This is a genomic window from Phytopseudomonas argentinensis, from assembly GCF_900113905.1.
Taxonomy (GTDB): domain Bacteria; phylum Pseudomonadota; class Gammaproteobacteria; order Pseudomonadales; family Pseudomonadaceae; genus Aquipseudomonas; species Aquipseudomonas argentinensis.
In genome coordinates, this window is the sequence record NZ_FORC01000003.1 from 615100 (window position 1) to 640209 (window position 25110).

Genomic DNA, 25110 nt, shown 5'->3' on the forward strand with positions numbered 1-25110 from the left:
CCTGAAACATCATATAAGATGATGCTGGTCTTTATAGGAGGAGAAAAGGGGGCAGATTTATTTTTGGCTTAGGCTGAATAAATAAAACTGTCCCCTTTTTCTTAGATGCGCATATGCCGGGAGGGTTTAGATATAATCCAGGCGGCCCCGGATCAGCACTTCCAGCATACCCTCCGAAGAAAGGTATTGAGTAATGCACGCCATGCCGCTAGATCATGCAAAGCAGAACTTAATCTTCTATGTGGCTCAGGATTTGGATCAGACTATTAAGTCTGCTGTGCAGCAGCTTGTGAAAGAGCTTGCGGCGTCAAGGGTATGGAGCATTGCACCACCAAGCCTGATTGATGAGATAGACGAGAATGGCTTGGAGGTGGTAGGTGGGATGTTGGAGATTTATTCAGCTTTGCCGCCGAACATACTTCCTCTTGATGTGGACTTGAAAAATCTAGATGAAGTAGAAGAGCTGATTAGTGCTGTTAGAGGCTTGTCTGAAAAAGTAAGCCTTTCTTTTGAATTTCAATTAGATGCTACTTATGTTGGTAGTATTGAGGATGGTGTCGTTGATCGAGTCCTTCAGGAAGGCTTGCTTGTGCCGTGGAGAGATAATCTCAGTGGGAAGAGTTGAACCAAGGAATCGATGGGGTCAGGGTCATTGATTTAGCTGCATGCTCGAATCAATGACTCTGATTCCATCGATTTTAAAGTATTGCTTTTAAAGTACATAAAGTTACGCCTGCTGAGGCTGAGCAGCTAATGAGAGTAGTCGCTGAGTCAAGGTCTAGGTATTAATAATGAACTTAGAACGCGTCATTAGGGATTACATCCAGCTACAGTCTTCGCTCTTGGGTGCGTTTAAGGTTTCTTATCCAGATGCAAGTGATTACAGTTGGTTGCTAGACTTCCCTAAGGGCGGGTCGATTGTTGTAGGTAACGATGTTTGGGTTTTTAAAAAGCATGGAGCAGGTCTAAAATTTTCAAGAGAAACCTCTGAGCCATATTTAGTAGTTGATGTTCATCAGGCAGTAGATAAAGGATATCTGTTCGATGAATGGAGAGTTCTTCAGTTTTTAGAATCGTGTGGCCAGGTGGTGAGTTTAGAAAAGATTAAGTCTGAGGTTGCTCTTCTTAGCTGCAATGACGGTCCATTTATTAGGGAAGGTACTCTATTGAGCTTACGCGGCGAAAAGTAGGCTTGAGGTATTTAAGATGAAAGAGTGGTCATTTTTGTGCAAGTCAAAGGTTTGGGCCGCTGCTGAAGTACAGGAGCAACACGTTCTCGCCATGGAGGATGGGGCTTACAAAATTTCAGATAATCAGTATTTTTTAGCTGACGTTTTTTCTGATGAAGGAGAGGAAAAACTACGTTTGCTATCCCTGTACTGGGCCTGCAGTGAGTCTGCATTCCGAAGAGCCTACTACAGGGATGTTGAAAATGATGATATGACAGTATGTCAGCCGCCGCCTGAGTTGCTTCCAGCTGGAGCGGGATCGACTTATAGTCAGATAAAAAATGCCCTCAGTTCTCTTGGGGCTGACAAACTCATGGAGTATGCCTCTTACCGTATTATGTACGATGGTGCATTTGTTCATAAGGGTTTAGAAAGCTCATCTGCTATTTGTTATTTTCGTTTGCAAGATATTGTTGATGATGAGTTGCCGTATGCAATATTGTGGAAGTTATATTAAATGATAATAAATGGGAAAGGAGGCAGATTTATTTTTAATCAATGGGGTCACATAATCAATGGACGGGAAAAGGGGACAGATTTATTTTTGGCGCATAGCAATTGCTGAATAAATAAATCTGTCCCCTTTTCTGCAATTACGATAAAGGAGGCTCTTCTGGGCTCATATATACAAAAGATGGCCGTCAAGGGAGCGCAAATTGGACGTTAAGCTCCGAGCGACTCGAAAATGCTGTTGGCCAAGATAGAGCAGCAGACATAGTAGACGCCATTCAGATGGGGCGTACGGAGACCTGGGTAGTCACAACCACGCGTAACGGATCCACCGAGATTCAGGTTCTTGATTCGCTTGGACGAGTGAAGCCAGTTGATACATCTAGTATATTGCGTGCTAAAGACAATATTGCTGGAGCGAAGCCATGATTCGTGACGCCTTGGCTGGAATTGATTACTGGGATGATCGGATCAAAAAAGATTGTCTAAGGTTGGAGAAACGTTCGGCAATGCTTTTTGCTGAATCAAAGAACCCAGAATATGATCCTCAGTTTACATTTGATATTTCGAAAGACATTTTGCGATTGATTTTTCGGAATTACTCTAGGGGAAATCATGTATCAAAGCTAAAGGATTTATATCCAATGTTGCTCGATATGTGGGAGCTTTCTGATAGGCTTTCTGCTGAGGTATGTGCTAAGCACAATTTGAAAGTCTGCCGTTCTTGGATATTCAGCTTGTCGGTTCTTAACCACTATAATTGGTGCTTTTGGCTGGTTGGGCTTGCACTTGCGCTTGATATTGCTGACGAGCAATGGCAGCGCCTGTTGGTATTGATTGGCGGTGAGGGAGAGGACGCATTACTGGATCGTATAATTTCCAGCCGGCAGTCCGATAGGAAAATTGGTACGCAGCTTCTACATCCAAAACCCTATGCGTGCCTGCTGAAGGCGATAAATGCACCGGAAGAACAGCAGGCCGTATTATTGCGTGACTTCGTCGATCATTGGTACGCGGAGTTGAAGCGCAAGGGTAAGGATGAACTGTGGTGGTACATTTATGGTGATCCGGAAAAACACCCCTTAGAGAAGGGCAGCTACTTCGGCCGCTGGTGCATTGAGGCAGTTGCTGCCGTCAAGGCATTCGGGCTGGACGACAGTCTTTGCCTTGGGCATCAGCACTACCCTGGAGACCTGCTGCGTCCGGATGGGCCAAGTACTCACCCAGCACGCCCTGAAACCAAATCGAAGCCAGGATTACTTGCCCGGTTATTCGGAAGATAAAAGCCAATAGGGAGCAAATGAATGGGGGCAGAGTCTGAGAAATCCCCCAAATCTACTCCAGTGCCTGAGCCTTCCTGATGATGATGCACGACGTAACATCATTGCCGATCCAACGCGTGGAAACGCGTAGCGGCGCGCTCGGCGTCATCGTCGAGGGGCAAGCTGGGCGACTGGAAAAGGGGACAGATTCTGAGGAATCCCCACAAAATATTAATACAGATCAAATGGATAGCTTGAAGATGCCTGCATGAGTCGGGCAGTTTGGTAGTCGCCAAACCAACCAACCCCCGAGACTCATGCAGGCAATACGATTCTTATACAAGGCATTTTCCCAAGCACTCCCCACGATCCACAGTAAGCGACTGCGCGCCTTGATGAATACCTCAGGCGATCAACCAACGATTTACCCTGCTCGGCGCTCACCAAAATGGAGCTATTGCTACGCGAGGAGGTTCACCGGCAAGCTCAGGCTCTGGGGGTAGATTTGCAGAGATTCCTCAGACTCTAACTCCTTTGATTCCTTTGATTTCTTGATTCTGGTGGCGACGCCGGCGTTGTGCCAGTTCCTGGGCATGGCTGTATACACCTGGGCCATCCCGAAGTTGGAGGGCGTCGATGGTAAGCGGTCCAGGGACGTCATTGTGCTTGAGAGCTGGTTCTACGACATGAACAACTGGGGCGATGGCGGCCGGAGGGAGCAGACTCGACGTCGGTGCCGGCTGGGAATTCGCTCAGTGTTGGAGGAAATGCTGAAGGAGGCAGAGCAGGTTGCAGAGCAGGTTCTGCTGGAGGAGGGCTTGTGCTCGGGAGTGCGGGATAGCCTATTGCATTGAATGAGCGTGTGAGCGATTATTTTTCCATGCTACAGATCTTGCGTATGAAGGATCAGTAATCAGAAGCCCAGCTAACAAGCTGGGCTTTTTGTTAATGACGGAACGCTATTCAGCTCAAGGATGCTCATGAAGAAGATTACCCTGATCGTGCTGGCAGCCGCACTCGCTGGCTGCGGCGGTATTTCCTCTGTCCCCTACGTGGAGCCAGCCCAGTCCGCTGGAACTGCAAAGGTCCGTGTGATCACCAACTCAACGGTCTATGGCAACAGTATCCCCTCCCATTGCATGCCCAAGGTTTGGCAGAAGATGGCCGAGGCAGGTCGCCAGACGGAACAAGGCCGAGTATCTGAGAAGTACCCCCAGTTTCCACTGCAACCCAAGAAGGTTGGGGGCATGCCTGATCGCAAGGCCCCGAAGCTGATGAAGGTTCCGCCGCAGATTGTTCGGTCGGAAGGGATGAACGTAGAGGTAGAGACTGAATATCTGGTGCCGACCAATGCGCCCTTCTTGGTTTCGACGAACGGCATATTCTTGGGAAACACCAACTCGTTTTGCCCTAGGGCCTCGTCTGCATTCGACCTTGAGGCCGGTGCTAGCTATGAGATCGTCGTAGGGATGCAATACATCCCTACGGTGGCTGGTAGTACCTTGATGTGCCCTATGATGGTGAGAAAACTTCTCCCGGCAGAACAGGATTCGAAGAGGCTTCCCTTGATTGTTACGCCGAAGCCGCCACCCACTGAAACTTGCAGCAGTTGATATCAGGGCCTCGCCTACGAGCTTGGCCTTTTCTTACCGATGGAGCGCTTTACAGCTCAAGGACGTTCATGAAAAAAATCAGTTTTATCCTATTGGCCGGTGCGCTCGCAGGCTGCAACAGCATCTCCTCCGTCCCGTACGTAGAACCGAGCCCGTCTGCCGATACCGCCAAGGTTCGGGTGATCACGAATTCGAGCGTCTACGGCGACAGCCTCACCGAAAACTGCATTCCGAAGATCCGCCACAAGATGGCGGTGTCTGGCCGGCAGTATGAAAGCGGACGCATGCACGAGACGTATCCCCAGTTTCCGCTGCAGCCGAAGACGGTAGAGGGAATGCCGAAGCGTATGGCGCCGAAGATGATCGATCTGAAGCCCGGCATCCGCATGGCGGAAGGGATGTACGTTGAAGTCGCTACCGAGTATCTCGTGCCGACTAACGCACCCTTCATGATCTCAACCCTAGGCGCGGTGATGGGCAGCTACGGCAGCACCCAGCCGACTTGCCCTATGGATGAGAAGGTCTTCGACCTTGAGGCGGGAAATAGCTACGAGGTCTTCGTGGGCATGGGGCCAGGGCAGACCCCAGAGGGAACGAAGTTGTTCTGTGCCCTGGCTGTGCGGAAGATGCTACCAATCGGGAACACTGGAGAGGCGTTGCCTTTAGTGGTCGAGCCCAAGCCGGCGCCGAAGGCGAAGTGTAAAAGTTAATCGTCGAGCCCCGACATTGTGCGGGACTTTTTTACTTATCATCTATTACGTAGAGTTTGTAACAACTCAACTTGGAGGGCCAATAAGGGGCAGACCACGTTTATAGCTCCAGGTAAAAGGACAGATTTATTTTGGCTCATGGAAAATGCTGAATAAATTCCAGTGAGTTCGAGTCAGACGCCTACTTGCTCGCCTGCTGTCGCTATATCGGGTTGAACATGGGATGTAGCCGAAAAGAATAGGGGCAGATCTAAATCTGCCCCTTTCTCGTTATAAACGCCTTTCCTTACTTCACCGAAAACTTGAACACCGTGTTCTGCGTATAGGTCTGCCCCGGATCCAGCCGTGTTGAGGCGAATGTCGGCTGGTTCGGTGCATCCGGGAAGTGTTGGGTTTCCAGGGTGAAGGCGCTCCAGTGGGCGTAGGTCTTGCCGGCTTTGCCTTTTACCGAACCGTCCAGGAAGTTGCTGGTGTAGAACTGTACTCCCGGCTCGGTGGTGTAGAGCTGCAGGAGGCGGCCGGAGACGGGGTCGTGGACTTCGGCGGCGAGTTGCTTGATGTCGCCTTTGGTATCCAGCGCCCAGTTGAAGTCGAAGCCGCCCTGTTTGGCTTCGGCGAATTTGAGCTGCTCGTGGTCGTCCTTGATGTGCTGGCCGATGGGCGTCGGTTTGCTGAAGTCCATCGGTGTGCCTTTGACCGGGGCCAGTTCGCCGGTGGGGATCAGCGTCTTGTTGACCGGTGTGTAGTGGCTGGCGTGCAGGGTGGCGACCTGTTTGAGCATGTCGCCGTTGCCGGCCCCGGCAAGGTTGAAGTAGCTGTGGTTGGTGAGGTTGACCACGGTGGGCTTGTCGGTGGTGGCCTTGTAGTCGATGTGCAGTTCGTTGTTGTCGGTAAGGCGGTAGGTGACTTCGGTTTTCAGGTTGCCGGGAAAGCCCATCTCGCCATCCTTGGAGAGGTAGGTGAGGGTTACGCCGACCGAGTCCTTATCCTTCATCGGTTTGGCTTCCCAGACCTTCTTGTCGAAGCCCTCGGCGCCGCCATGCAGGGCGTTTGGCCCGTCATTGAGCGGCACCTGGAAACGCTTGCCATCGAGTTCGAAGGCGCCGCCAGCCAGGCGATTGCCAAAGCGGCCGATGGTGGCGCCGAAGAAGGCAGTACCGGCCTCATAACCCTGCACGTCATCGAAGCCCAAGACCACGTCTTCGACCTTGCCGTTCTTGTCCGGCACTGCCAGGGCCTGCAGCACGCCGCCATAGGTGATGATGGTGGCCTGCATGCCATGGCTGTTGCGTAACTGATACTGCTCCACGGGCGTGCCGTCGCGGGTCTTGCCGAAGGGCTTGTGTTCGCTGGTCAGCCCGGCAGCGTTGGCGCCTGTGCTGGCGATCGCCAAGGAGAGGGCCAGGCCGGACAACAGATGGTGAGGGTGGGTCATGGTCGAACTTCCTTTTATTGTTGTGAGAGTCGTTCTAGCGAGCAGCGGCTTAGGACAGCGAGATGCCAGGCCGAATAATCCTGATACGAAAAAACAGCTTAGCTGTTATCTGACAACCAGCTAGGCAGTTCGTCATGGCTCCGGTGTGCTAGGGGGCGTTCGGAACCCCCGCTATCCGCTTGCTGCCTTCAAGCGACCGGTGACAGCCGCGCGTACGCATCCCCAGGCGATGGCGCCGATGATCAACACTTCGGCATAGCCAACCAGCAGGTTGAACGAGAACACCAGGGGTTGTTCGCTCCAGTAGAAGCTATGCGCTCCCGTTCGGAAGCCGCTGACACGCAAACGGCCAGTAAACAGCGCAGGCAGCAGCGTGGTGAGGTGGCTCAGTTCGAATACCGCCAGAAAGGTGCCCAGTAGTGCGCAGAAGGCCCGGGCAGGCGTGCTGAGGGTGGTACTTTTCTCGGCAGGCGGTGCCGCGGCCTTGTGTTTCGCCTGCGCCGCAGCTTTGGCTGCACGCCTGCTGATGGGTTTGTAAGGCACCGGCGCTTTGACTGTCGCCGGATCGATAATGGCTATCGGCACCTTAAGTTGCAGATACTCGGCCAGTTCTTGCAGCCAGCGGTCGGTGCGTTGGCTGCCGGGTATGACCGGCACGTTGTCGGTGGTCAGCCGGTGCTCGCTGCCGTCACGCATCACCAGCCACAGCTGGGTGCGGGCGGGCTCGGCGCCTTGGCGACGGCGCAGTTCGAGGCGCTGGGTCCTGTCGAGTCGAAACACCTCGGTGATCCGCTCGCGACGACCAAAGAAGTTTCGTGTACGGCGTTTGCCTTCGCCGTCGAGGCGTGACAACAGCAAGGTCTCGCGCATGCCGGTGTAGACCGTTATCACCAGGCCAAGGGCTGGAAACAGCAGCAGCCCGAGCATGATCAGCAACATCGTCAGTGGGTCCAGGCTGGCCGATGGCGAGGAGTCGCTGGCAACCGCGATGGCCACGAATGCAACCGGGGCGGCAAAGGCGATCGCGCCCATCAGCGGCGCGACGATGTTCATCACCCCGTTGTGCGAGTGAATGTGCAGATCGCCCCGTGGGGTGCGTTCGAAGCGATGGCCAATCAGCATGCAGGCTTCCTTTAGCGCCACGGGCGGGCGCGCCTCTGTCATTCGCGCAGCATAACCCGAGGCCAGGCTGACGAGCTGCTGCCAGCCCGTCGCTAAAGGGCGTGCGACAGGTGCCGCAACGTCGGTCCGGGAGAGAGGTGAGCTAGGCGACATGGCATTGGTCAGTGGATTCGGCCGCTGCCTGTCCACCGCGTTGACGAAGCGTCAATCCTGCCTGGCGGCACCGCCGGGCAGAGCCTGCGCCTGCCACTGGCTGATCGCCTGCAGCACCTGCTCTTCGTAGCCGCGCAGCTTGCGCGCCTTGTAGGGCGAGGTGCTGATCGCCAGGATCGGCGCACTGTAATGAATGGCTTGGGCGAGGCGATCCAGGTAGGCGTGGCCGTCGCGCCGGTACTCGGCCAGCTCTTCATCATTCAGGCGGATCAGCACGCTGCAACTGACGGCGCCGTGATGGCATTCCACGTCCAGCAGCAAACCGCTGTCGTCTTCCAGCAGCAACCAGGCGTGGGGTTGGTGATCGATGACCTGCATGGTTCGTCCTCCGCCGGGCTGAGCGCGATCAGCCCTTGCCGATCATCTTCTGGGAGAACAGCGTGCGAATCGCCTCGCGGTATTCGCGGCTGCCGGTGCGCATGCTGTTGTTGTGGTTGCCGCCGTCGATCAGCAGCAGGCGCTTGGGCTGGTTGGCCGCCTGGTAGAGGCTTTCGCTGAAGCGCGCCGGCACGTAGCGGTCGCCTGTGCCATGGGCGATCAGCACCGGTACCTTGATGTCGCCGATCTTGCTCAGGGAGTCGAATTTCTGCGACAGCAGCCAGCGCACCGGCAGCGAGGTGTACTCGGCGGCTACAGAGGTGGCGGCATCGGCCAGGTTGGTGAAGGTCGACTCGATGATCAGCCCGGCCAGCGGCGGCGTATGGCGATCACGGCCCAGGGAGTCGGCCAGGTTGACCGCCACGGCGCCGCCCAGGGAGTGCCCGTAGATAAAGCGCTTGGCCGGATCCGGCTGTAGCTCGGTGAGGCGTTGCCAGGCGATCTCGGCGTCTTCGTAAAGGGTGCGCTCGGAAGGCAGCTCGCCGCGGCTCTCGCCAAAGCCGCGGTAGTCGATGGCCAGCACCGAGAAGCCCATGGCGTGCAGCTGTTCGATGCGAAACAGCTGGCCGGTCAGGTTCCAGCGCGAACCGTGCAGGTACAGCAGGGTTGGCGCGTCCGCCTTGCGGGCTGGCCACCACCAGGCGTGGATGTTCTGGCTGTCGCCGAACTCGGGCACGCTGAGGGTCATGTTTTTCACTCCGGCAGGCAGGCCGTGAAACCAGCTGGCGGTGCCCGGCTCGATGCGAAACACCAGCTCGCGCTCTTTTTCTTCCAGCTTGGCGCAGCCGACCGGCAGGCCGACGGCCAGGCACAGCAGCAAGCCGATGCTGAACCAGCGACGACGCAGGGTGTGGGTAAGTGTGGTGGCCATGGTTCTCCGCGGAGTTTGCAAACGTAACGCGCGCCGCGCTTTGCTCACGGGCGGCGCAGGGGCGGGGGGAAGTGATAGGCGAATAGACCGAAACACCACGCCGGCGTTCGCCGCCGAGACTGGTTTCGGGTATCGAGTTGTAACCGCAGCATGCTGGCGTTTTCAAGCCTGCGCTATGCTGCGCCGCTGAATTACTGCGGACGCCACCATGACGCCCACTCCTGCCGATTTGCGCCGCCCGGCCGGTACCACCTTGGTGCTGCTGGCCTCACTGTATTGCGCCCAGGGTCTGCCGTCGGGGCTGATCGCCCATGCGCTGCCGGTGCTGCTGCGCCAGCATGGCGTGGACCTGGCGGTGATCGGGCTGCTCAAGCTGCTGGCGTTGCCCTGGCTGCTCAAAGTGCTATGGGCGCCGTGGGTGGACCGCCTGTCGTCGCGGCGCCTGGGCCATCACCGCGGCTGGATTCTGCCGCTGCAGGGCGCGGTGGTGGCGATCCTGCTGGCCTTGGCGCTGCTGTCGCCGGACTCCCTGTTCGGCGCGCACCTGCCGCTGCTGCTTGGCCTGCTGGTGCTGGTCAACCTGGCGGCGGCAACCCAGGATATCGCCACCGACGGCCTGACCGTGCGCCTGCTGCCCGAGCGCTGGCGCGGGTTGGGCAACAGCCTGCAGGTGGGCGGCTACAAGGTGGGCATGATCATCAGCGGCAGTGGCCTGCTGCTGGTGATCGACCGCGCTGGCTGGAACCTGTCGCTGCTGGCGCTGACCCTGCTGGTCGCCCTGATGCTGCTGCCGGTATGGCGCTTCGCCGAAACACATCAATTGCCGCCTGCCAACGTGGCGGCCGAGCCACTGGGCGTCGGTCTGCTGTGGCGCCATTACCGCGGCCTGCTGGCGTTGCCGGGCATGGGCCTGTGGCTGGCCGTGGTGCTGACCTTCAAGCTTGGTGACGCCCTGGGCTCGCCGATGATCAAGCCGATGCTGGTGGATCAGGGCTGGAGCAATGCCGAGCTGGGCCAGCTGACGTTGATCAGCAGCCTGGTCGGCATCGGAGGTGCGCTGTTGGGCGGTTTGCTGTATGCCCGCCTCGGTGTGCTGCGTGCACTGCTGGCCTTCGGTGCGTTGCAGGCGCTGAGCCTTGCCGCGCTGGCGCTGTTGGTCAGTCGTGGCGGCGATGCATCGCTGGTATATGCCTTGACCCTGAGTGAGCAGGCGGCCGATGGTTTATCCACAGTGGCGCTGTTCGCCGCGATGATGCGCCAATGCCGCCCCGGACACGAAGGTGCGGACTTCACCCTGCAGGCCTCGACGCAGATTCTGCTCGGCGGCTTCGTCGGTGCCGCCAGCGGTGTGCTGGCCAAGGCACTGGTTTACGACGGGTTATTCCTGTGTGCCGGTGCCTTGGGGCTGGCGGCATTGCTGCTGGTGGGGTGCTACTTTCGCCGGTATGGCTGGCGGTAGCCTGGCGGCTCATTCCTCGAACTGCACCGGGCAGGTAGGGCCTTCGAGCTTCTGGATTTCCTCGACCACGTGGGGGCGGGCGTGGCGCAGCACCAGCTGGCGGTTCTGCGCCTGCAGGCGGCGCGCCTCCAGGTGGAGCATTTCCACGCCGGCGTAATCGATGAAGTTGATGTGCCGGGCGTCGACCACTACCCGCTCACCATGGCTGAGCTGCAGGATCTGCTGCACATAATGGCAGGCGCCAAAGAAGATCGAGCCTTCCAGGCGCAGCAGCTCGTCGTCGCCGTCGCGGGTGTATTTGAAGCGCGGCTGCGAGGTGCGCTTGAGGTAGAAGAACAGCGAGGCCAGCACGCCGGCGTAGATCGCTGTTTGCAACTCCAGCACCAGGGTGGCGAGCAGGGTCAGCAGCATCACCACGAACTCCGCGCGGCTGACCCGCAGCAGCGCGCGCACGCCTTCGACGTCCACCAACCCCCAACAGATCAGCAGGATCGCCGCGCCCATGCTGGGCAGGGCGATATGGGCGATCAATGGCGCGCAGAACAGCGCAAACGCCGCCACCAGCAGCGCCGAGAACACCCCTGCCATGGGCGAGGTGGCGCCGCTCTGCAGGTTCAGCGCCGAGCGGGTGAAGGAGCCGGCCGACAGCGAGCCGGAGAACCACGGGCCGACCAGGTTGGACAAGCCTTGGGCGCGCACCTCCTGGTTGGCATCCAGCAGTTGTTGGGAGCGGGCGGCCAGGGAGCGGGCGATGGACAGGCTGGTGACCAGCCCGAGCATGCCGCAGGCAATGGCAGCGGGCAGCAGTTCGAGCAGGCTGTTGACCTCGAAGTGCAGCAGGGTGAAGGGCGGCAGCGAGCCCTCGAAGGCATCGACCAGGCGAATGCCCGCGAAGAAACCGGGCAGGGCGGCGACCAGCAGGCTGCCTGCAATCACCCCGATCAACAACGCCGGCAGGCGCGGCCACAGGCGCCTGCACAGCAGGCTGGCCGCCAGGGTGAAGGCCGCCACCAGCAGGGCGTGCCAGTCGGCCTGGTGCAGGTGCTGGCCGAGTTCGAGCAGGGTCGCTACGGCGGTGCGCTGGCTGTCCAGCTCCAGGCCCAGCAGGTTGGGCAACTGGCCAAGGGCGATCACCAGCGCCGCGCCCAGGGTGAAACCGAGAATCACCGACGGTGATACGAAGTTGACCAGGTTGCCGAAGCGCAGCAGCCCGAGCAGCCACTGGAACAGCCCGGCGAGAAAGGTCAGCACCAGCACCAGGGCGACGAATTCCTCGCTGCCGGGGCGGGCCATGGGGCTGACGCTGGTGAACAGCACAATGGAAATCGCCGCCGTCGGCCCGCCGATCAGGTGCCACGACGAGCCCCACAGGCAGGCGATGATCACCGGCACGATGGCCGCATACAGCCCGTACTCGGCCGGCAGCCCGGCGATCAGCGCGTAGGCGATCGATTGCGGCAGGGCGAGGATGGCGCCGCTCAGCCCGACCAGCAGATCCGTGCCCAGCGTGCGCCGGGTGACATTTGGCCACCAGAGCAGAAAGGGCAACAGGCTGTATCGGCTGGGTAGACGCATGCGGTTTTTCGTTAAGTGGGTCGGGTGGTGGGCAGGGTAGCAGAGGTGTTGGTCATCACGTCTGCGGCTTGAGAAAGTCAGGAACGGGCAGTTGCATAACTTGTGTGAGGGGCCGGGCGGTGATCCGCTTTAGCCGCGAGTTCTTTAGGCCTAGTAAAACCAGTCCGTAGGATGGGTGAAACCCATCAATGGCCGATGGGTTTCACCTATCCTACGGACTGCAGGCAAGCCCATACCTGTTGGAGCGGGCTATGCCCGCGATTTCGCGCGCATGAACTAGGCGTCCCCGCGCGCTCCCACGTTTGACTTCCGCAACCAGGCCTATAGCTTGGCCTTCACCGCGGCCAGCGCATCGCCGCCCTCGCGGGTGGTCACGCCCTCGAGCCAGCCGTCGATCACCTCGGGGTTGGCCTTGAGCCAGTCTTTCACGGCCTGGTCGTTGCTGGCCTGTTTGCTCAGCACCTTGTCCATGATGGCGTTCTCCATGTCCTGGGTGAACTTCAGGTTGCTCAGCAGCTTGCCGACGTTCGGGCACTGCGCTGCGTAGCCCTTGCGGGCCAGGGTATTGACGCTGCCGCTGTCGCCAAAGTACTTCTCGCCACCCTTGAGGTACTTCATGTCGTACTGCACGTTCATCGGGTGCGGCGTCCAGCCGAGGAAGGCGACGAATTCGTCGCGCTTCACTGCCCGGCCGACTTGCACCAGCATGGCCTGCTCGCTGGACTCGACCAGTTTCCAGTCCTTCAGACCGAATTCGTTGGCGGCGATGATTTCCTTGATCGACTCGTTGGCCGGCGCGCCGGAGGCGATGCCGTAGATCTTGCGGCCGAACTTGTCGGCGTGTTTTTCCAGGTCGGCGAAGGTCTTCACGCCAGCGTCATAGGCGTAGGTCGGCACGGCCAGGGTGTATTCGGTGCCGCTGAGGTTTTCCGCGACCTTGTCGACCACGCCGGTGGCGACGAACTTGTCGTAGTTGGCCTGCTGCGCCGGCATCCAGTTGCCGAGGAACACATCGACCTGACCTTTCTGCAGGCCGGCGAAGATGATCGGCACGCCCAGGGTCTGGGTCTTCACCTCATAGCCCAGGCCATCGAGCACCAGGCTGGCGATGCCGTTGGTCACGGCGATATCGCTCCAGCCTGGATCACCAAGTGTGACGGTGGCGCAGCTGGCGTCTTCGGCGTGGGCCTGGCTGGCCAGGGTGGCGGCCAGGAGCAGGCTGCCCGCGACGGCTTTCTTGAATGTGTTCATGCCTATTCCTTATGTTGGTTTTCTGTTGGGCAGGTCATGCGACGCAAGCGAGCGCGCCAGGTTCCCGCTTTCTGGCGGGTCACCCGGCGTGCGACGTCACGGTTGGGGGAAGCGGGCGCGGCGCTCCAGGTCATCGAGGTCGATGTGGTTGCGCATGTATTGCTCGCTGGCGTCGACCATCGGTTGGTGATCCCAGCTCTTCAGCTTGCCCTGGGTCAACGCCTCGGCGACCAGGCGCCGCCGGCGCTGGCTGGCCAGGGTGGCGCCGTGGATGGCGGTCATGTCCCAGCGGCTGCGCGCCTCGGCGAGAAACGCCTCGAGCTGCTCGCGATGATCGGGCGAGGTGGCGAGGTTTTCGCGCTCTTGCGGATCGTTGGCGACGTTGAACAGCAGTAGCGGGTCTTCCTCGCTGTAGACGAATTTCCACTCGCCACGGCGAATCATCATCAGCGGGCTGGTGGTGCCTTCAGCCATGTATTCGCCGAGCACTTCATCATGGCCGCCGTTACCTTGCAGGTGCGGCAGCAGTGAGCGGCCATCGAGCGCCAGGCCCGGCTCGACCTGGCCGCCGGCCAGCTCCACCAGGGTCGGCAGCAGGTCGACGGTAGATACCGACTGGCTGACCCGATGCGCCGCGAAACGTGCCGGGGCATGGACCAGCAGCGGTACCCGGGCGGCCATCTCGAACCAGTGCATCTTGTACCAGAGGCCACGCTCGCCAAGCATGTCGCCGTGGTCGCCGGAGAACACGATGATGGTGTCGTCGGCCAGCTTGCAGTCCTTGAGGGTTTTCAGCAGCTTGCCGATGTTGTCGTCGATGTAGCTGCAGGCGCCGAAGTAGGCGCGCCGCGCATCACGGATCTTGTTTTCCGGCAGCGGCTTGTCCCACAGGTCGATGACCTTGAGCAGGCGCTGGGAATGCGGATCCTGCTCGGCCTGGTCGATTACCTGGCGGGGCAGGGGAATGTCGTCATCGCTGTAGCGATTCCAGTATTCCTCCGGGATGGTGTAGGGGTCGTGGGGGTGGGTCATCGACACGGTCAGGCAGAACGGCTGGTCGGGCGTCACCCGCACGTGGTCGTAGAGGTACTGCTGGGCCTTGAACACCACCTCCTCGTCGAAGTCGAGCTGGTTGGTGCGCACGCACGGGCCGGCCTGCAGCACCGAGGACATGTTGTGGTACCAGCTGGCGCGTACGTCGGGCTCGTCCCAGTTCACCGCCCAGCCGTAGTCGGCAGGGTAGATGTCGCTGGTCAGGCGTTCTTCGTAGCCGTGCAGCTGGTCGGGACCGCAGAAGTGCATCTTGCCGGACAGCGCGGTGCGGTAGCCGAGGCGGCGCAGGTAGTGGGCGTAGGTGGGCACGTCGGCGGGGAAGTCGGCAGCGTTGTCGTAGGCGCCGATCTGACTGGGCAACTGGCCGCTGACCAGGGTGAAGCGCGATGGCGCACACAGTGGGCTGTTGCAGTAGGCGGAGTCGAACAGCACGCCCTCGGCGGCCAGGCGCTGCAGGTTTGGCACCTTGATCGGGGAGTTGGCGTCGTGCAGCGGCAGCAGCGGTGCGGCCATCTGGTCGGCCATGATGAAGAGGATGTTGGGGCGTTTCATGGCGGCGTATTCCATATCGTTGTTTTATGCGAAATTGATCATCCGATGATCAAGGCTAGAAGAACAGGGGTAAACCCGAATGCAGCACATGGCTCGGATAAGTAGTGCTTATGTTTGAAGCGCTCGAGGGTATCTCACTGGACACCCTGCGGGTGTTCGAGTCGGCGGCGCGCCATCTGAGCTTTACCGCCGCAGCGGCCGAGCTCGGCAGCACCCAGCCGGCAGTCAGCCAGCAGATCAAGCGGTTGGAGGCGCAATTGGTGACCCGCCTGTTCGACCGCGTGTATCGCGGAATCGTGCTGACCGATGCCGGCGAGACGTTGCTGTGGCCCGTGCAGGAGGGCTTGGCGGCGATGGACGCCGGCCTGGCGACGGTCGCCGGCCGCCAGCAGCACGAGGTGCTGCAGGTGGCCACCGACTTCGCCTTCGCCGCCTACTGGCTGATGCCGCGCCTGCAGCGTTTTCACCAGCGGTACCCGGACGTCGATGTCAGCCTGATCACCAGTGAGCGTGACCTGGCCAGCCTGCCCGCGGAGATCGACGTGGCCATCTCCTTCGGTGACGGGCGTTTCAAGCATGGCGAGCAGCACCTGCTGTTCAGCGAGGAGGTGTTCCCCGTGTGCAGCCCGCTTCTGCTCAAGGGGCTCGACGCCTCGCCCGGCGAGTTGCTGGCGCAGCTGCCCTTGCTGCACCTGCGCCCGGAAAGCCGCTCGCGCTGGTTCGACTGGGGCGGCCTGTTCCGCACCTTGGGTATCGCCGAGATGCCCAGCCCCGGCAGCCTGCGTTTCGACAACTACACATTGCTGATCCAGGCGGCCATTGCCGGGCGTGGCGTGGCCATCGGTTGGCGGCATCTGGTCGACGAACTGATCGGCCAGGGCCTGCTGGTGCGCGTCGATTCCCGTTCGGCCACCTCGCGCTTCGGCTATTACGTGGTGCTGCCGGCGCGTAAACGGCGTATCCGCCTGGTGGAGCATTTCGTCGCCTGGCTGCAGGATGAGCTGCAGCGCGAACCACTGCCAGAGCGGCCGGGCGGTATTGATCCAACAGGACTTGCCCTATGAGTGAAACCCGAATCCGCGGTTACCACGCCCATGTATATTTCGACGCCGGCAGCCTGGCCCAGGCCCGCGCGCTGTGCGCGGCTGCCGCTGAACGCTTCGCGCTGAAGATGGGGCGCATGCACGAGCAGACGGTTGGCCCGCACCCGCAGTGGAGCTGCCAGCTGGCCATGCGCGCCGAGTTGTTCGGCGAAGTGATTCCCTGGCTGATGCTCAACCGCGGCGAGCTGGTGGTGCTGGTTCACCCGATCACCGGCAACGACCTGATCGACCACCGTGACCACGCCTTCTGGCTGGGCGCGCCTCAGCCGCTGGATCTGTCGGTGCTGGCAGGCGGGCCACTCACCTTCGAGCTCTGACGCGCGAAGCAAGGCAAGGTATGATCCGCGGCTGATTTTTCGAGAGCCCGCGCCATGCCTTACCTGCTCGCCGTCACCGTCCTTTGGGCGTTTTCCTTCAGCCTGATCGGCGAATACCTGGCGGGCAAGGTGGACAGCGACTTCGCGGTGCTGGCGCGGGTGGCCGTCGCGGCCCTGGTGTTCCTGCCGTTCACCCTGTGGCGCGGCCTGCCGCGGCGGTTGCTGGCCGGCTTCTGGCTGGCCGGGGCGCTGCAGTTCGGCGTCACCTACCTGTGCCTGTACCGCAGCTTCCAGGTGCTGACGGTGCCCGAGGTGCTGCTGTTCACCGTACTCACGCCGATCTACGTGACCCTGCTCGACGACGCCCTGGCGCGGCGCTTCAGCCCCTGGGCGCTGGTCGCCGCGCTGGTGGCGGTTGGCGGCGGCGTGGTGATCCGCTTCGAGCGCCTGGAGGGTGAGTACCTGATCGGCTTCCTGTTGCTGCAACTGGCCAACCTGACCTTCGCCGCGGGCCAGGTGCTGTGCCGCCAACTGCTCCTGCGCTACCCGACCGAGCAACCGCTGCACCGCTTCTTCGGGCACTTCTTCCTGGGGGCGATGGTGCTGGTGCTGCCGTCGTTCCTGCTGTTCGGCAACCCGGACAAACTGCCGGGCACTGCGCTGCAATGGGGCATCCTGCTATGGATGGGCCTGTTCGCCACGGCGCTGGGGCTGTTCTGGTGGGTCAAGGGCAGTGTGAAGGTGGATGCCGGCACCCTGGCGGTGATGAACGAGTTGCATGTACCGGCCGGCCTGGTGGTGAACCTGCTGATCTGGAATCGCGATGCCGACCTGCCGCGCCTGGCACTGGGCGGGGCGATCATCCTCGCCTCGCTATGGCTCAACCGCCTTGGAAGGCGGCGCCTCGCCACCGCCTGATCCATTTATCGGACAATAGGAACCTGCCTTGACGGGTGCTAACATCGCACCTTCAATTGCGAATGCAATTACCTGTTTTTCAACCCCTATTTCAGGGCCTTCATAAGAGGCTCAGGGGGTCACGGATGAAATTCTTTCACCGGCATGGAGCGCCTTTTCAGCCATCTCTTGCCTAGTGAATGCCATCGTGAATATTCGTCGTCCCTTCGCCAGCCTCGCCCTGGCCTGCCTGTTTCTCGTCGCGCCCCTGGCCTCCGAAGCCGCCGCCCCCGCCAAGCAGGAGCTCGCCTCCGGCAGCGCCCTGCTGGTCGACCTGAACACCGACAAGGTGCTGTATTCCAGCAACCCCAACATGGTGGTGCCCATTGCCTCGGTCACCAAGCTGATGACCGCCATGGTCACCCTGGATGCCAAGCTGCCGCTCAACGAACAACTGCCGGTGATCATCCGTGATGTCGCCGATATGCGCGGCGTGTATTCGCGGGTGCGCATCGGCAGCGAAATCAGCCGCCGCGAAATGCTCCTGCTGACCCTGATGTCGTCGGAGAACCGCGCCGCCTCCAGCCTGGCGCACCATTACCCGGGTGGCGTCACCGCTTTCGTCGCCGCCATGAATGCCAAGGCCCGGGCTCTGGGCATGACCCAGACCCGTTACGTGGAGCCGACCGGCTTGTCCGAGCACAACGTCTCCACTGCCAACGACCTGGTGAAACTGCTCAAGGCGACGCGCAACTACCCGCTGATCGGCGAACTCAGCTCCACCCCGGAAAAGACCGTGGCCTTCCACAAGCCCAACTACACCCTGGGGTTCCGCAATACCAACGCGCTGACCCGCAAGGCCGGCTGGGACGTGCAGCTGACCAAGACCGGTTTCACCAATCGCGCCGGCCACTGCCTGGTGATGCGCACCACCATGGCTGGCAAGCCGGTGGCTTTCGTGGTGCTCGACGCCTTTGGCAAATACACCCACATGGCCGACGCCAGCCGTCTGCGCAAGTGGGTGGAAACCGGCAAGGTCACCCCGGTTGCTCCGGCGGCTCTGGCCTACAAGCAGCAGCGCGCTTCGCAGCGCCAGTTGCAGGCAGCGCAGTAAGCGCTAACGCGTTTGCCAGAGCGGATCGGCAGCCAGCCGTTCGGCGATGAAATCCAGCAACGCCCGTAGCGCCGGCAGCATCTGCCGGCGTGATGCATAGATGGCGTGAATGCCCAACGACTGCGGCTGCCAACCAGGCAGCAGGCGCACCAGGCGGCCATCTTCGAGCAGAGGTGCAGCCGCATAGAGTGGTTGCAGGCAGATGCCGCCAGCGTTGATCGCCGCCTCCAGCAGTACTGCCGTATCGTTGCTGCTCAGGTTGCCATCCACCGGCACCTGTACGGCCCCTGGTTGCCCGCTGAACTGCCAGACACTGCGCCCGAAATAGCTGTAGGTCAGGCAATTGTGCCCGGCCAGCTCGTGCGGCTCCTTCGGTGTGCCGGCCTTGGCCAGGTAGGCCGGTGCGGCGCAGACCACCGAATGGCAGTCGCCCAGGTGGCGGGCAACCTGGTTGGGTTCCAGTTGGTTGGTGATGCGTAGCGCCAGGTCGATACGTTCTTCGACCAGGTTCACGGCCTGGCTGCCTACCAGCACATCCACCGAGGTATTCGGGTAGCGCGCCAGGTATTCCACCAGCACCGGGCTCAGCCAGGTTTGCGCGAACGACTGGCTGGTGGCGACACGCAGGTTGCCGCTCGGCCCGTCGTTGGCCTTGATGCCCGTAGCGCGCATCATCTCGGCGGTGTGCAGCATTTCCCGGCAGTGCGGCAGCAGCTCGTTACCGACCTGGGTCAGGCTCAGCTTGCGCGTGGTGCGGTGCAGCAGGCGCGCGCCGACCCAGCCTTCCAGCTCGGCCAGGTAGCGCGAGACCATGGCCCGCGACAGATCCAGGTGCTCGGCGGCCGCCGTCTGGCTGCCGCGATCCACCACCTCGACGAAGACGCGGGTTGCCGTGAGTCTGTCCATGATTCGCTCGATTCATGCAACTGTGTTGCGGTGATTATGCGGCTTTTTGCGGCGCTGTACGTGGGTAAGCTGATTCCTCATCATCGGTGCGCTGCAGTGCCTGCCGATGCCTCATTGCCCGTCACAGTGGAGCCTCACATGAAAGTCGTCATTCTTGGAATCAGCGGTCGCGTCGGCTCGCGCCTGCGCGATGAACTGTTGCAGCGCGGCCACCAGGTCACCGGGATCGCCCGTGACGTAAGCAGCGTGCCGACCCAGGCAGGTTTGACTCTAGCCAGCGCGGACGTAGCCAACAGCGAACGGCTGGTGCCGCTGCTCAAAGGTCACGATGCGGTAATCAGCACCACACGCTTCGTTGGCAGCGATGCCCCGAGCCTGATTGGCGCGGTGAAGGCCGCCGGCGTGCCGCGTCTGCTGGTGGTCGGTGGGGCCGGTAGCCTGGAAGTGGCGCCTGGCGTCGCGCTGGTCGACACACCGCAATTTCCGGCGGCTTACAAGGGCGAGGCGAGCGCGGGACGAGATTTTCTCAACGTGCTGCGTGGCGAGCAGGCGCTGGACTGGACCTTCCTGTCGCCCTCGGCACTGTTCGAGCCGGGCCAGCGTACCGGGCGTTTCCGCCTCGGCACCGACAACCTGCTGGTCGATGCTGACGGCAACAGCACAATCTCCATGGAAGACTACGCCATTGCCCTGGTCGACGAACTGGAGCAGCCCCAGCATTCGCGCCAGCGCTTTACCGTGGGCTACTGACGGCAGCCTGGGCAGGAAACAGCGGCCGCGGACACAGGCCTGCCGAGCGGGCGGCTACAAAAAAAGACGCGGCTCAAGCGCTCCCCCCGCTCGGCAAGGCGGGGGAGCGGCTTGGCCGCGTTGCAGGGCCCTGATTCACTCAAGGCAAGTTGCTAGGGCATCTGGTCAGGCCAGCAACTGCAGGCCGAGCTGAATGGCGACCCACACCGCGAGGATGGTGGCGGCGCCGAGAGCCAGGTTCTCGAACCAGTTGTTGCAGTACTGGCCGAGCAGTTTCTTCTGGTTGGACATGATCAGCAGACCCAGAGAAATGACCGGCAGGCCGACGATGTTCAGCGCGTTGACCGCGAGGGTCAGGGTCACGAAGTCCGGCATGCCCGGTAGCGACCAGATCAGCGGGGTGACCAGCACGAACAGCAGGAACCATTTGTGCAGCGGATCCTTCTGCGGGAGGTCGCCATACTGCTGGCGGCGCTTGGGCCGGATGTGGTGCAGGGCGTCGGTGATCAGCATCGGAAAGGCGGTGGTCTTGCCCACCACGCTGGCGAACAGGGTGGCGAACACGCCGATAAAGAAGATGTACCAGCCGCCCGGGCCGAAGAACATCTGCAGGGCAGCGCCCAGATCATTCAGGGTTTCGACCTTCAGGCCATTGGGGCGCAGGATTTCCGCACCCACCACCCAGATCGCCAGGTTGATGACGATACCGACGAACACCGCGAACAGCAGGTCGTTACGCTGGATGCGCTTGTGCTCGGGGCCCGTCCAGCCCTTCTGCTTCATCACGTAGGGGTGCACGAAGTTGGCGATCGAGCCAGCGACGGCACCGATGACCGACACGGCGACCAGCAGTGCGCCATGCACGCCCTCGTCTTTCGGGATGCTGAAGCCGAAGGTGCCGGAAACGATGCCGCCCACGTCCGGTCCGGACATGATCGCCAGGGACAGGAACGCCAGGGTCATGATCGCCAGCAGTACCTTCATCACGCCTTCGATGAGGCTGTAGATGCTGCGCCCCACCAGCAGCCACACGCCGAGCACCACCGCGAAGGAGCACAGCAACGGCTGATTCAGGTGCAGCAGGGTGGACAGGGCCTCGCCGGCGCCCTTGATCATGTAGGCGTTCATCAGATGGCCCATGAGCAGCGCATAGCCGAACAGGAACCAGGCGAAGCTCGGGTGCAACTGGGCATAGCCACCGAGAATCGACATGCCCTGGTTATTGCACAGCTGGAAGCGGGCGATGATGTTGACGATCAGAAAGCGCAGCAGCAGCGAGACCGCCAATACCCACATCATCGCATAGCCATAGTTGGCGCCGGCCACGGAGGAGGTGATCAGGTCACCTGCACCCAGCCAGGACAACACCGCGATGATGCCGGGGCCAAGCAGCTTGGCCATTCTGCTGAGGGGATTGCTTGATGCGCCTGCGGACACGCCTTTGTCGGCAACGTCTGTACGAGCCATGGGGGAGGAGCCTCTGTGTTGTTTTTGTTGGGAGTAGCACGCTATGAGATACGACATCATACAAATCAATTCATTGCAAAGTGGCAATGAGAATTTTAGGCGTTTGGCCGATAGGCGGCTATGTCCGCATATTCAAAGGGTTTTGCGTGGGTTTTAGAATCGGCGTGTGCGTTTCACGATGTTTCTGAATGTTGCAGATGTATGATGTCTATGTGGTAGCTTGCATGGTGGACGCTACTTAACCGGCCTGATGTCTGCCGTTCGCCAGGTCGCTGTCGCCATTAGGAGAGCCCTATGAGATCGCCTGACCCAATGCCACAACTGTTGATGATTGGTGCACTGCAGCCGGCGCTTGTTGCGCGTATCGAGCAGCGCTATCGCGTGCACCGTTTCTGGGAAATCGACGACCAGTCGGCATGGCTGCGCAGCCATGCCCAGAGCATCGACGCCATCGCCACCAGCGGCGTATTCGGTGCCAGTGCCGAACTCATCGAGTCCCTGCCGAATCTCAAGGCAATCATCAGTTTTGGCGTAGGTTATGACTCGATCGCCGTCGATACCGCGAAGAAGCGCGGCATAATCGTCACCAACACGCCAGGCGTGCTCGATAACTGCGTTGCCGATACCGCAGTGGCCATCCTGCTGGCTTTGGGCCGGCGGATCAGCGAAGCGGATCGCTTTGTGCGAGCGGGTGAGTGGCAGCATGCGCGCTTTCCACTGGCCGGCAGCATCGGCGGCAAGGTGTGCGGCATCGTCGGCATGGGCAACATCGGCCGTGCCATCGCCAAGCGCGTCGAGTCCTTCGGCATGACAGTGGCCTACCACAACCGGCGTCGCCGTGATGACGTCGACTACGCCTACCACGAAACCCTGGAGGGCCTGCTCGAAGCGGCCGACTACGCCGTGCTGGTGGTGCCCGGCGGCAGCGCGACGGACAAGCTGATTGGCGCCGAGCAGCTGCGTGCCCTAGGCCCGCAAGGCTATCTGGTGAATATCGCTCGCGGCTCGGTGGTGGATGAGCAGGCCCTTATCACGGCGCTGCAGAACGGCACTATCGCCGGCGCTGCGCTCGACGTGTTCGCTGATGAACCCAGGGTGCCGGCCGAGCTGCTGGCGTTGGATAACGTGGTCCTCACTCCGCATATCGGCAGCGGCACCCATGAAACCCGCCAGGCGATGGCCGACCTGTTCTTTGCCAACCTCGAAAGCGTATTCAAAGAGGGTAAGGCGCTAACGGCGGTCTGAAGCAGCTACAAAAAAACCGCTGCCCCGGACCGGGGTAGCGGTTTTTTCATGGTGCGTCGCTTAGCGGCGCGCGCTGCGCACGCCTTCGGCCAATTGGCTACACAGTTCGAGTACGCCGTCGACCGCCTGCCCGTCGTTGTCGGCCTTGGCGATCTGATCGATCAGCGCCGAGCCAACCACCACGCCGTCGGCCAGGCGGGCGATGGTCGCCGCATGTTCCGGGGTGCGGATGCCGAAGCCGATACTGATCGGCAGGTCGGTGTGGCGGCGCAGGCGGGTGACCGCTTCCTGCACGTGTTCCACGGTCGCCGAGCCAGCGCCGGTAACACCCGCCACCGACACGTAGTAGACGAAGCCCGAGCTGCCGGCGAGCACGGTCGGCAGGCGCTTGTCGTCGGTGGTCGGGGTGGTCAGGCGGATGAAATCGATACCCGCAGCCTGGGCCGGGTCGCACAGGTCGCGGTTATGTTCCGGCGGCAGGTCGACCACGATCAGGCCGTCGACGCCGGCCTCCTGGGCATCGGCGATGAAGCGCTCGACGCCGTACTTGTGGATCGGGTTGAAGTAGCCCATCAGCACCAGCGGCGTGGCGCTGTCGTCCTGGCGGAATTCACGGACCATCTGCAGCGTCTTGGCCAGGTTCTGCTTGGCGGCCAGGGCGCGGATGTTGGCCAGCTGGATCGCCGGGCCATCGGCCATCGGGTCGGTGAACGGCATGCCCAGCTCGATCACGTCGGCACCGGCCTTCGGCAGGCCCTTGAGGATCTTCAGCGAGGCGTCGTAGTTCGGGTCGCCAGCGGTGACGAAGGTCACCAGGGCGGCGCGGTTCTGTTCTTTCAGCTCGGCGAAGCGCGTCTGCAGGCGGCTCATATGTGTTCTTCCTGTTCGTCGAAGTGGTGCATGACGGTCTGCATGTCCTTGTCGCCGCGGCCCGAAAGGTTGACCACCATCAGGTGATCCTTGGGCAGGGTTGGCGCGCGCTTGAAGACTTCAGCCAGGGCATGGGACGACTCCAGCGCCGGGATGATGCCCTCCAGGCGGCAGCACTGATGGAAGGCGGCGAGCGCTTCCTGGTCGGTGATCGAGGTGTACTCGACGCGACCGATATCGAACAACCAGGCGTGCTCCGGGCCGATGCCGGGGTAGTCGAGGCCGGCGGAAATCGAATGGGCGTCGATGATCTGGCCATCGTCGTCCTGCAGCAGGAAGGTGCGGTTGCCGTGCAGCACGCCCGGCACGCCGCCGTTCAGGCTGGCGGCATGCTTGCCGGTGGCGACGCCGTGGCCGGCGGCTTCGACACCGATGATCTGCACCGACTGGTCGTCGAGGAACGGATGAAACAGGCCCATGGCGTTGGAGCCGCCACCGATGCAGGCGACCAGGCTGTCGGGCAGGCGGCCTTCCTGGGCTTGCAGCTGGTCACGGGTTTCCTTGCCGATCACCGCCTGGAAGTCGCGCACCATCGCCGGATAAGGGTGTGGGCCGGCCACGGTGCCGATGATGTAGAAGGTGCTGTCGACGTTGGTCACCCAGTCACGCAGGGCTTCGTTCATCGCATCCTTGAGGGTGCCGGTGCCGGCGGTGACCGGAATCACTTCGGCGCCGAGCAGCTTCATGCGAAAGACGTTGGCCTGCTGGCGCTCGATGTCGGTGGTGCCCATGTAGATCACGCACTGCATGCCAAAGCGGGCGGCCACGGTGGCGGTGGCCACGCCATGCATGCCGGCGCCGGTCTCGGCGATGATGCGCTGCTTGCCCATGCGCCGGGCCAGCAGGATCTGGCCGATGCAGTTGTTGATCTTGTGCGCGCCGGTGTGATTGAGCTCCTCGCGCTTGAGGTAGATCTTCGCGCCGCCGCAGAACTCGGTCAGGCGCTCGGCAAAATACAGCGGGCTCGGGCGGCCGACGTAGTCACGCTGGAAGTAGGCCAGTTCCTTGGCGAATTCGGGATCGGCCTTGGCCTTCTCGTACTCGGCGGCCAACTCGTGGATCAGCGGCATCAGCGTCTCGGCGACGTACTGGCCGCCGAAGCTGCCGAACAAGCCGGTGGCATCTGGACCGTTGCGTAATGAAGTCATGGAGATCTCCTGTGAATTCGCAGCCGCGAGCGGCCTGCTTGCCAAGGGACGTTGGCGTCA

At 61.0% G+C, this 25110-nt stretch carries 25 protein-coding genes; 14 read left to right on the forward strand and 11 right to left on the reverse strand.

All coding sequences use genetic code 11. The features are described from left to right. Positions 1-193 precede the first annotated feature (193 nt). The 7 genes from BM154_RS17280 to BM154_RS17305 all read left to right on the forward strand — a co-directional run bounded on the left by BM154_RS17280 (position 194) and on the right by BM154_RS17305 (position 5264). Positions 194-625, forward strand: coding sequence for a hypothetical protein (locus BM154_RS17280; protein ID WP_074886836.1), 432 nt, complete (start codon positions 194-196; stop codon positions 623-625). A 166-nt stretch (positions 626-791) separates the two neighbouring features. Beyond that, on the forward strand, positions 792-1190 hold the full coding sequence (locus tag BM154_RS23965; RefSeq protein ID WP_139225473.1) for a DUF6896 domain-containing protein: 399 nt from the start codon (positions 792-794) through the stop codon (positions 1188-1190). Between the two features lie 16 nt (positions 1191-1206). Next, positions 1207-1686, forward strand: a complete 480-nt coding sequence (locus BM154_RS17285) for a hypothetical protein (protein WP_074886839.1) — start codon at positions 1207-1209, stop codon at positions 1684-1686. Positions 1687-2104: 418 nt separating this feature from the next. Beyond that, positions 2105-2962 (forward strand): PoNe immunity protein domain-containing protein, encoded by an 858-nt coding sequence (locus tag BM154_RS17290; protein ID WP_074886842.1) that lies wholly within the window; start codon positions 2105-2107, stop codon positions 2960-2962. Positions 2963-3039: 77 nt separating this feature from the next. Next, complete coding sequence (locus tag BM154_RS24200) at positions 3040-3213, forward strand: hypothetical protein (protein ID WP_167364698.1); 174 nt, start codon at positions 3040-3042, stop codon at positions 3211-3213. A gap of 708 nt (positions 3214-3921) precedes the next feature. Further along, entirely contained in the window at positions 3922-4554 is a 633-nt protein-coding gene (locus BM154_RS17300) for a hypothetical protein (RefSeq protein ID WP_074886847.1), read from the forward strand. Positions 4555-4622: 68 nt separating this feature from the next. Next, positions 4623-5264: a hypothetical protein gene (locus BM154_RS17305; protein ID WP_074886850.1), complete on the forward strand. Its 642-nt coding sequence runs from the start codon at positions 4623-4625 to the stop codon at positions 5262-5264. Between the two features lie 286 nt (positions 5265-5550). Here the strand turns inward: BM154_RS17305 and BM154_RS17310 are convergent, their stop codons facing one another. The 4 genes from BM154_RS17310 to BM154_RS17325 all read right to left on the reverse strand — a co-directional run bounded on the left by BM154_RS17310 (position 5551) and on the right by BM154_RS17325 (position 9283). Continuing rightward, positions 5551-6699, reverse strand: a complete 1149-nt coding sequence (locus BM154_RS17310) for an aldose epimerase family protein (protein WP_074886853.1) — start codon at positions 6697-6699, stop codon at positions 5551-5553. Between the two features lie 171 nt (positions 6700-6870). Continuing rightward, positions 6871-7821: a hypothetical protein gene (locus BM154_RS17315; RefSeq protein WP_074886857.1), complete on the reverse strand. Its 951-nt coding sequence runs from the start codon at positions 7819-7821 to the stop codon at positions 6871-6873. A gap of 204 nt (positions 7822-8025) precedes the next feature. Next, positions 8026-8352 (reverse strand): hypothetical protein, encoded by a 327-nt coding sequence (locus BM154_RS17320; RefSeq protein ID WP_074886860.1) that lies wholly within the window; start codon positions 8350-8352, stop codon positions 8026-8028. A 28-nt stretch (positions 8353-8380) separates the two neighbouring features. Next, entirely contained in the window at positions 8381-9283 is a 903-nt protein-coding gene (locus tag BM154_RS17325) for an alpha/beta hydrolase (protein WP_074886863.1), read from the reverse strand. Between the two features lie 208 nt (positions 9284-9491). On the opposite strand from BM154_RS17325, the gene BM154_RS17330 reads away from it, so the two are divergent. Next, entirely contained in the window at positions 9492-10742 is a 1251-nt protein-coding gene (locus BM154_RS17330) for an MFS transporter (RefSeq protein ID WP_074886866.1), read from the forward strand. Positions 10743-10751: 9 nt separating this feature from the next. Here the strand turns inward: BM154_RS17330 and BM154_RS17335 are convergent, their stop codons facing one another. The 3 genes from BM154_RS17335 to betC all read right to left on the reverse strand — a co-directional run bounded on the left by BM154_RS17335 (position 10752) and on the right by betC (position 15173). Continuing rightward, positions 10752-12317 carry a SulP family inorganic anion transporter gene (locus tag BM154_RS17335; RefSeq protein WP_074886869.1) on the reverse strand — a complete coding sequence of 522 codons (1566 nt, stop codon included), beginning with the start codon at positions 12315-12317 and terminating at the stop codon, positions 10752-10754. 321 nt (positions 12318-12638) lie between these two features. Then, on the reverse strand, positions 12639-13568 hold the full coding sequence (choX, locus tag BM154_RS17340) for a choline ABC transporter substrate-binding protein (protein ID WP_074886871.1): 930 nt from the start codon (positions 13566-13568) through the stop codon (positions 12639-12641). A gap of 96 nt (positions 13569-13664) precedes the next feature. Further along, positions 13665-15173 (reverse strand): choline-sulfatase, encoded by a 1509-nt coding sequence (betC, locus tag BM154_RS17345; protein WP_074886874.1) that lies wholly within the window; start codon positions 15171-15173, stop codon positions 13665-13667. A gap of 110 nt (positions 15174-15283) precedes the next feature. Here betC and BM154_RS17350 point away from each other — a divergent pair, with 110 nt between their 5' ends. From BM154_RS17350 to pbpG, 4 genes are all read left to right on the forward strand, one after another. Continuing rightward, positions 15284-16237 carry a choline sulfate utilization transcriptional regulator gene (locus tag BM154_RS17350; RefSeq protein WP_074886877.1) on the forward strand — a complete coding sequence of 318 codons (954 nt, stop codon included), beginning with the start codon at positions 15284-15286 and terminating at the stop codon, positions 16235-16237. Next, positions 16234-16593: a DOPA 4,5-dioxygenase family protein gene (locus BM154_RS17355; RefSeq protein WP_074886880.1), complete on the forward strand. Its 360-nt coding sequence runs from the start codon at positions 16234-16236 to the stop codon at positions 16591-16593. Before BM154_RS17350 ends, BM154_RS17355 begins: the two co-directional genes overlap by 4 nt. A gap of 54 nt (positions 16594-16647) precedes the next feature. Then, positions 16648-17511, forward strand: a complete 864-nt coding sequence (locus BM154_RS17360; RefSeq protein WP_074886883.1) for a carboxylate/amino acid/amine transporter — start codon at positions 16648-16650, stop codon at positions 17509-17511. Between the two features lie 187 nt (positions 17512-17698). Further along, entirely contained in the window at positions 17699-18604 is a 906-nt protein-coding gene (gene pbpG, locus BM154_RS17365) for a D-alanyl-D-alanine endopeptidase (protein ID WP_074887173.1), read from the forward strand. 3 nt (positions 18605-18607) lie between these two features. Here pbpG and BM154_RS17370 read toward each other — a convergent pair whose 3' ends face one another. Further along, a complete protein-coding gene (locus BM154_RS17370) occupies positions 18608-19510 on the reverse strand; it encodes a LysR family transcriptional regulator (RefSeq protein WP_074886884.1) in 903 nt (300 codons plus the stop codon). Between the two features lie 138 nt (positions 19511-19648). Between BM154_RS17370 and BM154_RS17375 the strand changes: the two genes are divergently transcribed. Then, on the forward strand, positions 19649-20260 hold the full coding sequence (locus tag BM154_RS17375) for an NAD(P)-dependent oxidoreductase (protein ID WP_074886887.1): 612 nt from the start codon (positions 19649-19651) through the stop codon (positions 20258-20260). Between the two features lie 165 nt (positions 20261-20425). Here BM154_RS17375 and BM154_RS17380 read toward each other — a convergent pair whose 3' ends face one another. Further along, on the reverse strand, positions 20426-21727 hold the full coding sequence (locus BM154_RS17380) for an Nramp family divalent metal transporter (RefSeq protein WP_074886890.1): 1302 nt from the start codon (positions 21725-21727) through the stop codon (positions 20426-20428). A 294-nt stretch (positions 21728-22021) separates the two neighbouring features. Here BM154_RS17380 and BM154_RS17385 point away from each other — a divergent pair, with 294 nt between their 5' ends. Beyond that, on the forward strand, positions 22022-22972 hold the full coding sequence (locus tag BM154_RS17385; RefSeq protein WP_074886893.1) for a 2-hydroxyacid dehydrogenase: 951 nt from the start codon (positions 22022-22024) through the stop codon (positions 22970-22972). A 60-nt stretch (positions 22973-23032) separates the two neighbouring features. On the opposite strand, the gene trpA is transcribed toward BM154_RS17385, so the two are convergent. Both trpA and trpB read right to left on the reverse strand, forming a co-directional pair. Then, a complete protein-coding gene (gene trpA, locus BM154_RS17390) occupies positions 23033-23842 on the reverse strand; it encodes a tryptophan synthase subunit alpha (protein ID WP_074886896.1) in 810 nt (269 codons plus the stop codon). Further along, complete coding sequence (trpB, locus tag BM154_RS17395) at positions 23839-25056, reverse strand: tryptophan synthase subunit beta (protein WP_074887175.1); 1218 nt, start codon at positions 25054-25056, stop codon at positions 23839-23841. Before trpB ends, trpA begins: the two co-directional genes overlap by 4 nt. Positions 25057-25110 lie beyond the last annotated feature (54 nt).

Bases quoted from the DNA above. Each gene is read 5' to 3' on its own strand.
- BM154_RS17280 (WP_074886836.1), top strand. From the start codon at position 194: ATGCACGCCATGCCGCTAGATCATGCAAAGCAGAACTTAATCTTCTAT.
- BM154_RS23965 (WP_139225473.1), top strand. From the start codon at position 792: ATGAACTTAGAACGCGTCATTAGGGATTACATCCAGCTACAGTCTTCG.
- BM154_RS17285 (WP_074886839.1), top strand. From the start codon at position 1,207: ATGAAAGAGTGGTCATTTTTGTGCAAGTCAAAGGTTTGGGCCGCTGCT.
- BM154_RS17290 (WP_074886842.1), top strand. From the start codon at position 2,105: ATGATTCGTGACGCCTTGGCTGGAATTGATTACTGGGATGATCGGATC.
- BM154_RS24200 (WP_167364698.1), top strand. From the start codon at position 3,040: ATGATGATGCACGACGTAACATCATTGCCGATCCAACGCGTGGAAACG.
- BM154_RS17300 (WP_074886847.1), top strand. From the start codon at position 3,922: ATGAAGAAGATTACCCTGATCGTGCTGGCAGCCGCACTCGCTGGCTGC.
- BM154_RS17305 (WP_074886850.1), top strand. From the start codon at position 4,623: ATGAAAAAAATCAGTTTTATCCTATTGGCCGGTGCGCTCGCAGGCTGC.
- BM154_RS17310 (WP_074886853.1), bottom strand. From the start codon at position 6,699: ATGACCCACCCTCACCATCTGTTGTCCGGCCTGGCCCTCTCCTTGGCG.
- BM154_RS17315 (WP_074886857.1), bottom strand. From the start codon at position 7,821: ATGCTGATTGGCCATCGCTTCGAACGCACCCCACGGGGCGATCTGCAC.
- BM154_RS17320 (WP_074886860.1), bottom strand. From the start codon at position 8,352: ATGCAGGTCATCGATCACCAACCCCACGCCTGGTTGCTGCTGGAAGAC.
- BM154_RS17325 (WP_074886863.1), bottom strand. From the start codon at position 9,283: ATGGCCACCACACTTACCCACACCCTGCGTCGTCGCTGGTTCAGCATC.
- BM154_RS17330 (WP_074886866.1), top strand. From the start codon at position 9,492: ATGACGCCCACTCCTGCCGATTTGCGCCGCCCGGCCGGTACCACCTTG.
- BM154_RS17335 (WP_074886869.1), bottom strand. From the start codon at position 12,317: ATGCGTCTACCCAGCCGATACAGCCTGTTGCCCTTTCTGCTCTGGTGG.
- choX (WP_074886871.1), bottom strand. From the start codon at position 13,568: ATGAACACATTCAAGAAAGCCGTCGCGGGCAGCCTGCTCCTGGCCGCC.
- betC (WP_074886874.1), bottom strand. From the start codon at position 15,173: ATGAAACGCCCCAACATCCTCTTCATCATGGCCGACCAGATGGCCGCA.
- BM154_RS17350 (WP_074886877.1), top strand. From the start codon at position 15,284: ATGTTTGAAGCGCTCGAGGGTATCTCACTGGACACCCTGCGGGTGTTC.
- BM154_RS17355 (WP_074886880.1), top strand. From the start codon at position 16,234: ATGAGTGAAACCCGAATCCGCGGTTACCACGCCCATGTATATTTCGAC.
- BM154_RS17360 (WP_074886883.1), top strand. From the start codon at position 16,648: ATGCCTTACCTGCTCGCCGTCACCGTCCTTTGGGCGTTTTCCTTCAGC.
- BM154_RS17370 (WP_074886884.1), bottom strand. From the start codon at position 19,510: ATGGACAGACTCACGGCAACCCGCGTCTTCGTCGAGGTGGTGGATCGC.
- BM154_RS17375 (WP_074886887.1), top strand. From the start codon at position 19,649: ATGAAAGTCGTCATTCTTGGAATCAGCGGTCGCGTCGGCTCGCGCCTG.
- BM154_RS17380 (WP_074886890.1), bottom strand. From the start codon at position 21,727: ATGGCTCGTACAGACGTTGCCGACAAAGGCGTGTCCGCAGGCGCATCA.
- BM154_RS17385 (WP_074886893.1), top strand. From the start codon at position 22,022: ATGAGATCGCCTGACCCAATGCCACAACTGTTGATGATTGGTGCACTG.
- trpA (WP_074886896.1), bottom strand. From the start codon at position 23,842: ATGAGCCGCCTGCAGACGCGCTTCGCCGAGCTGAAAGAACAGAACCGC.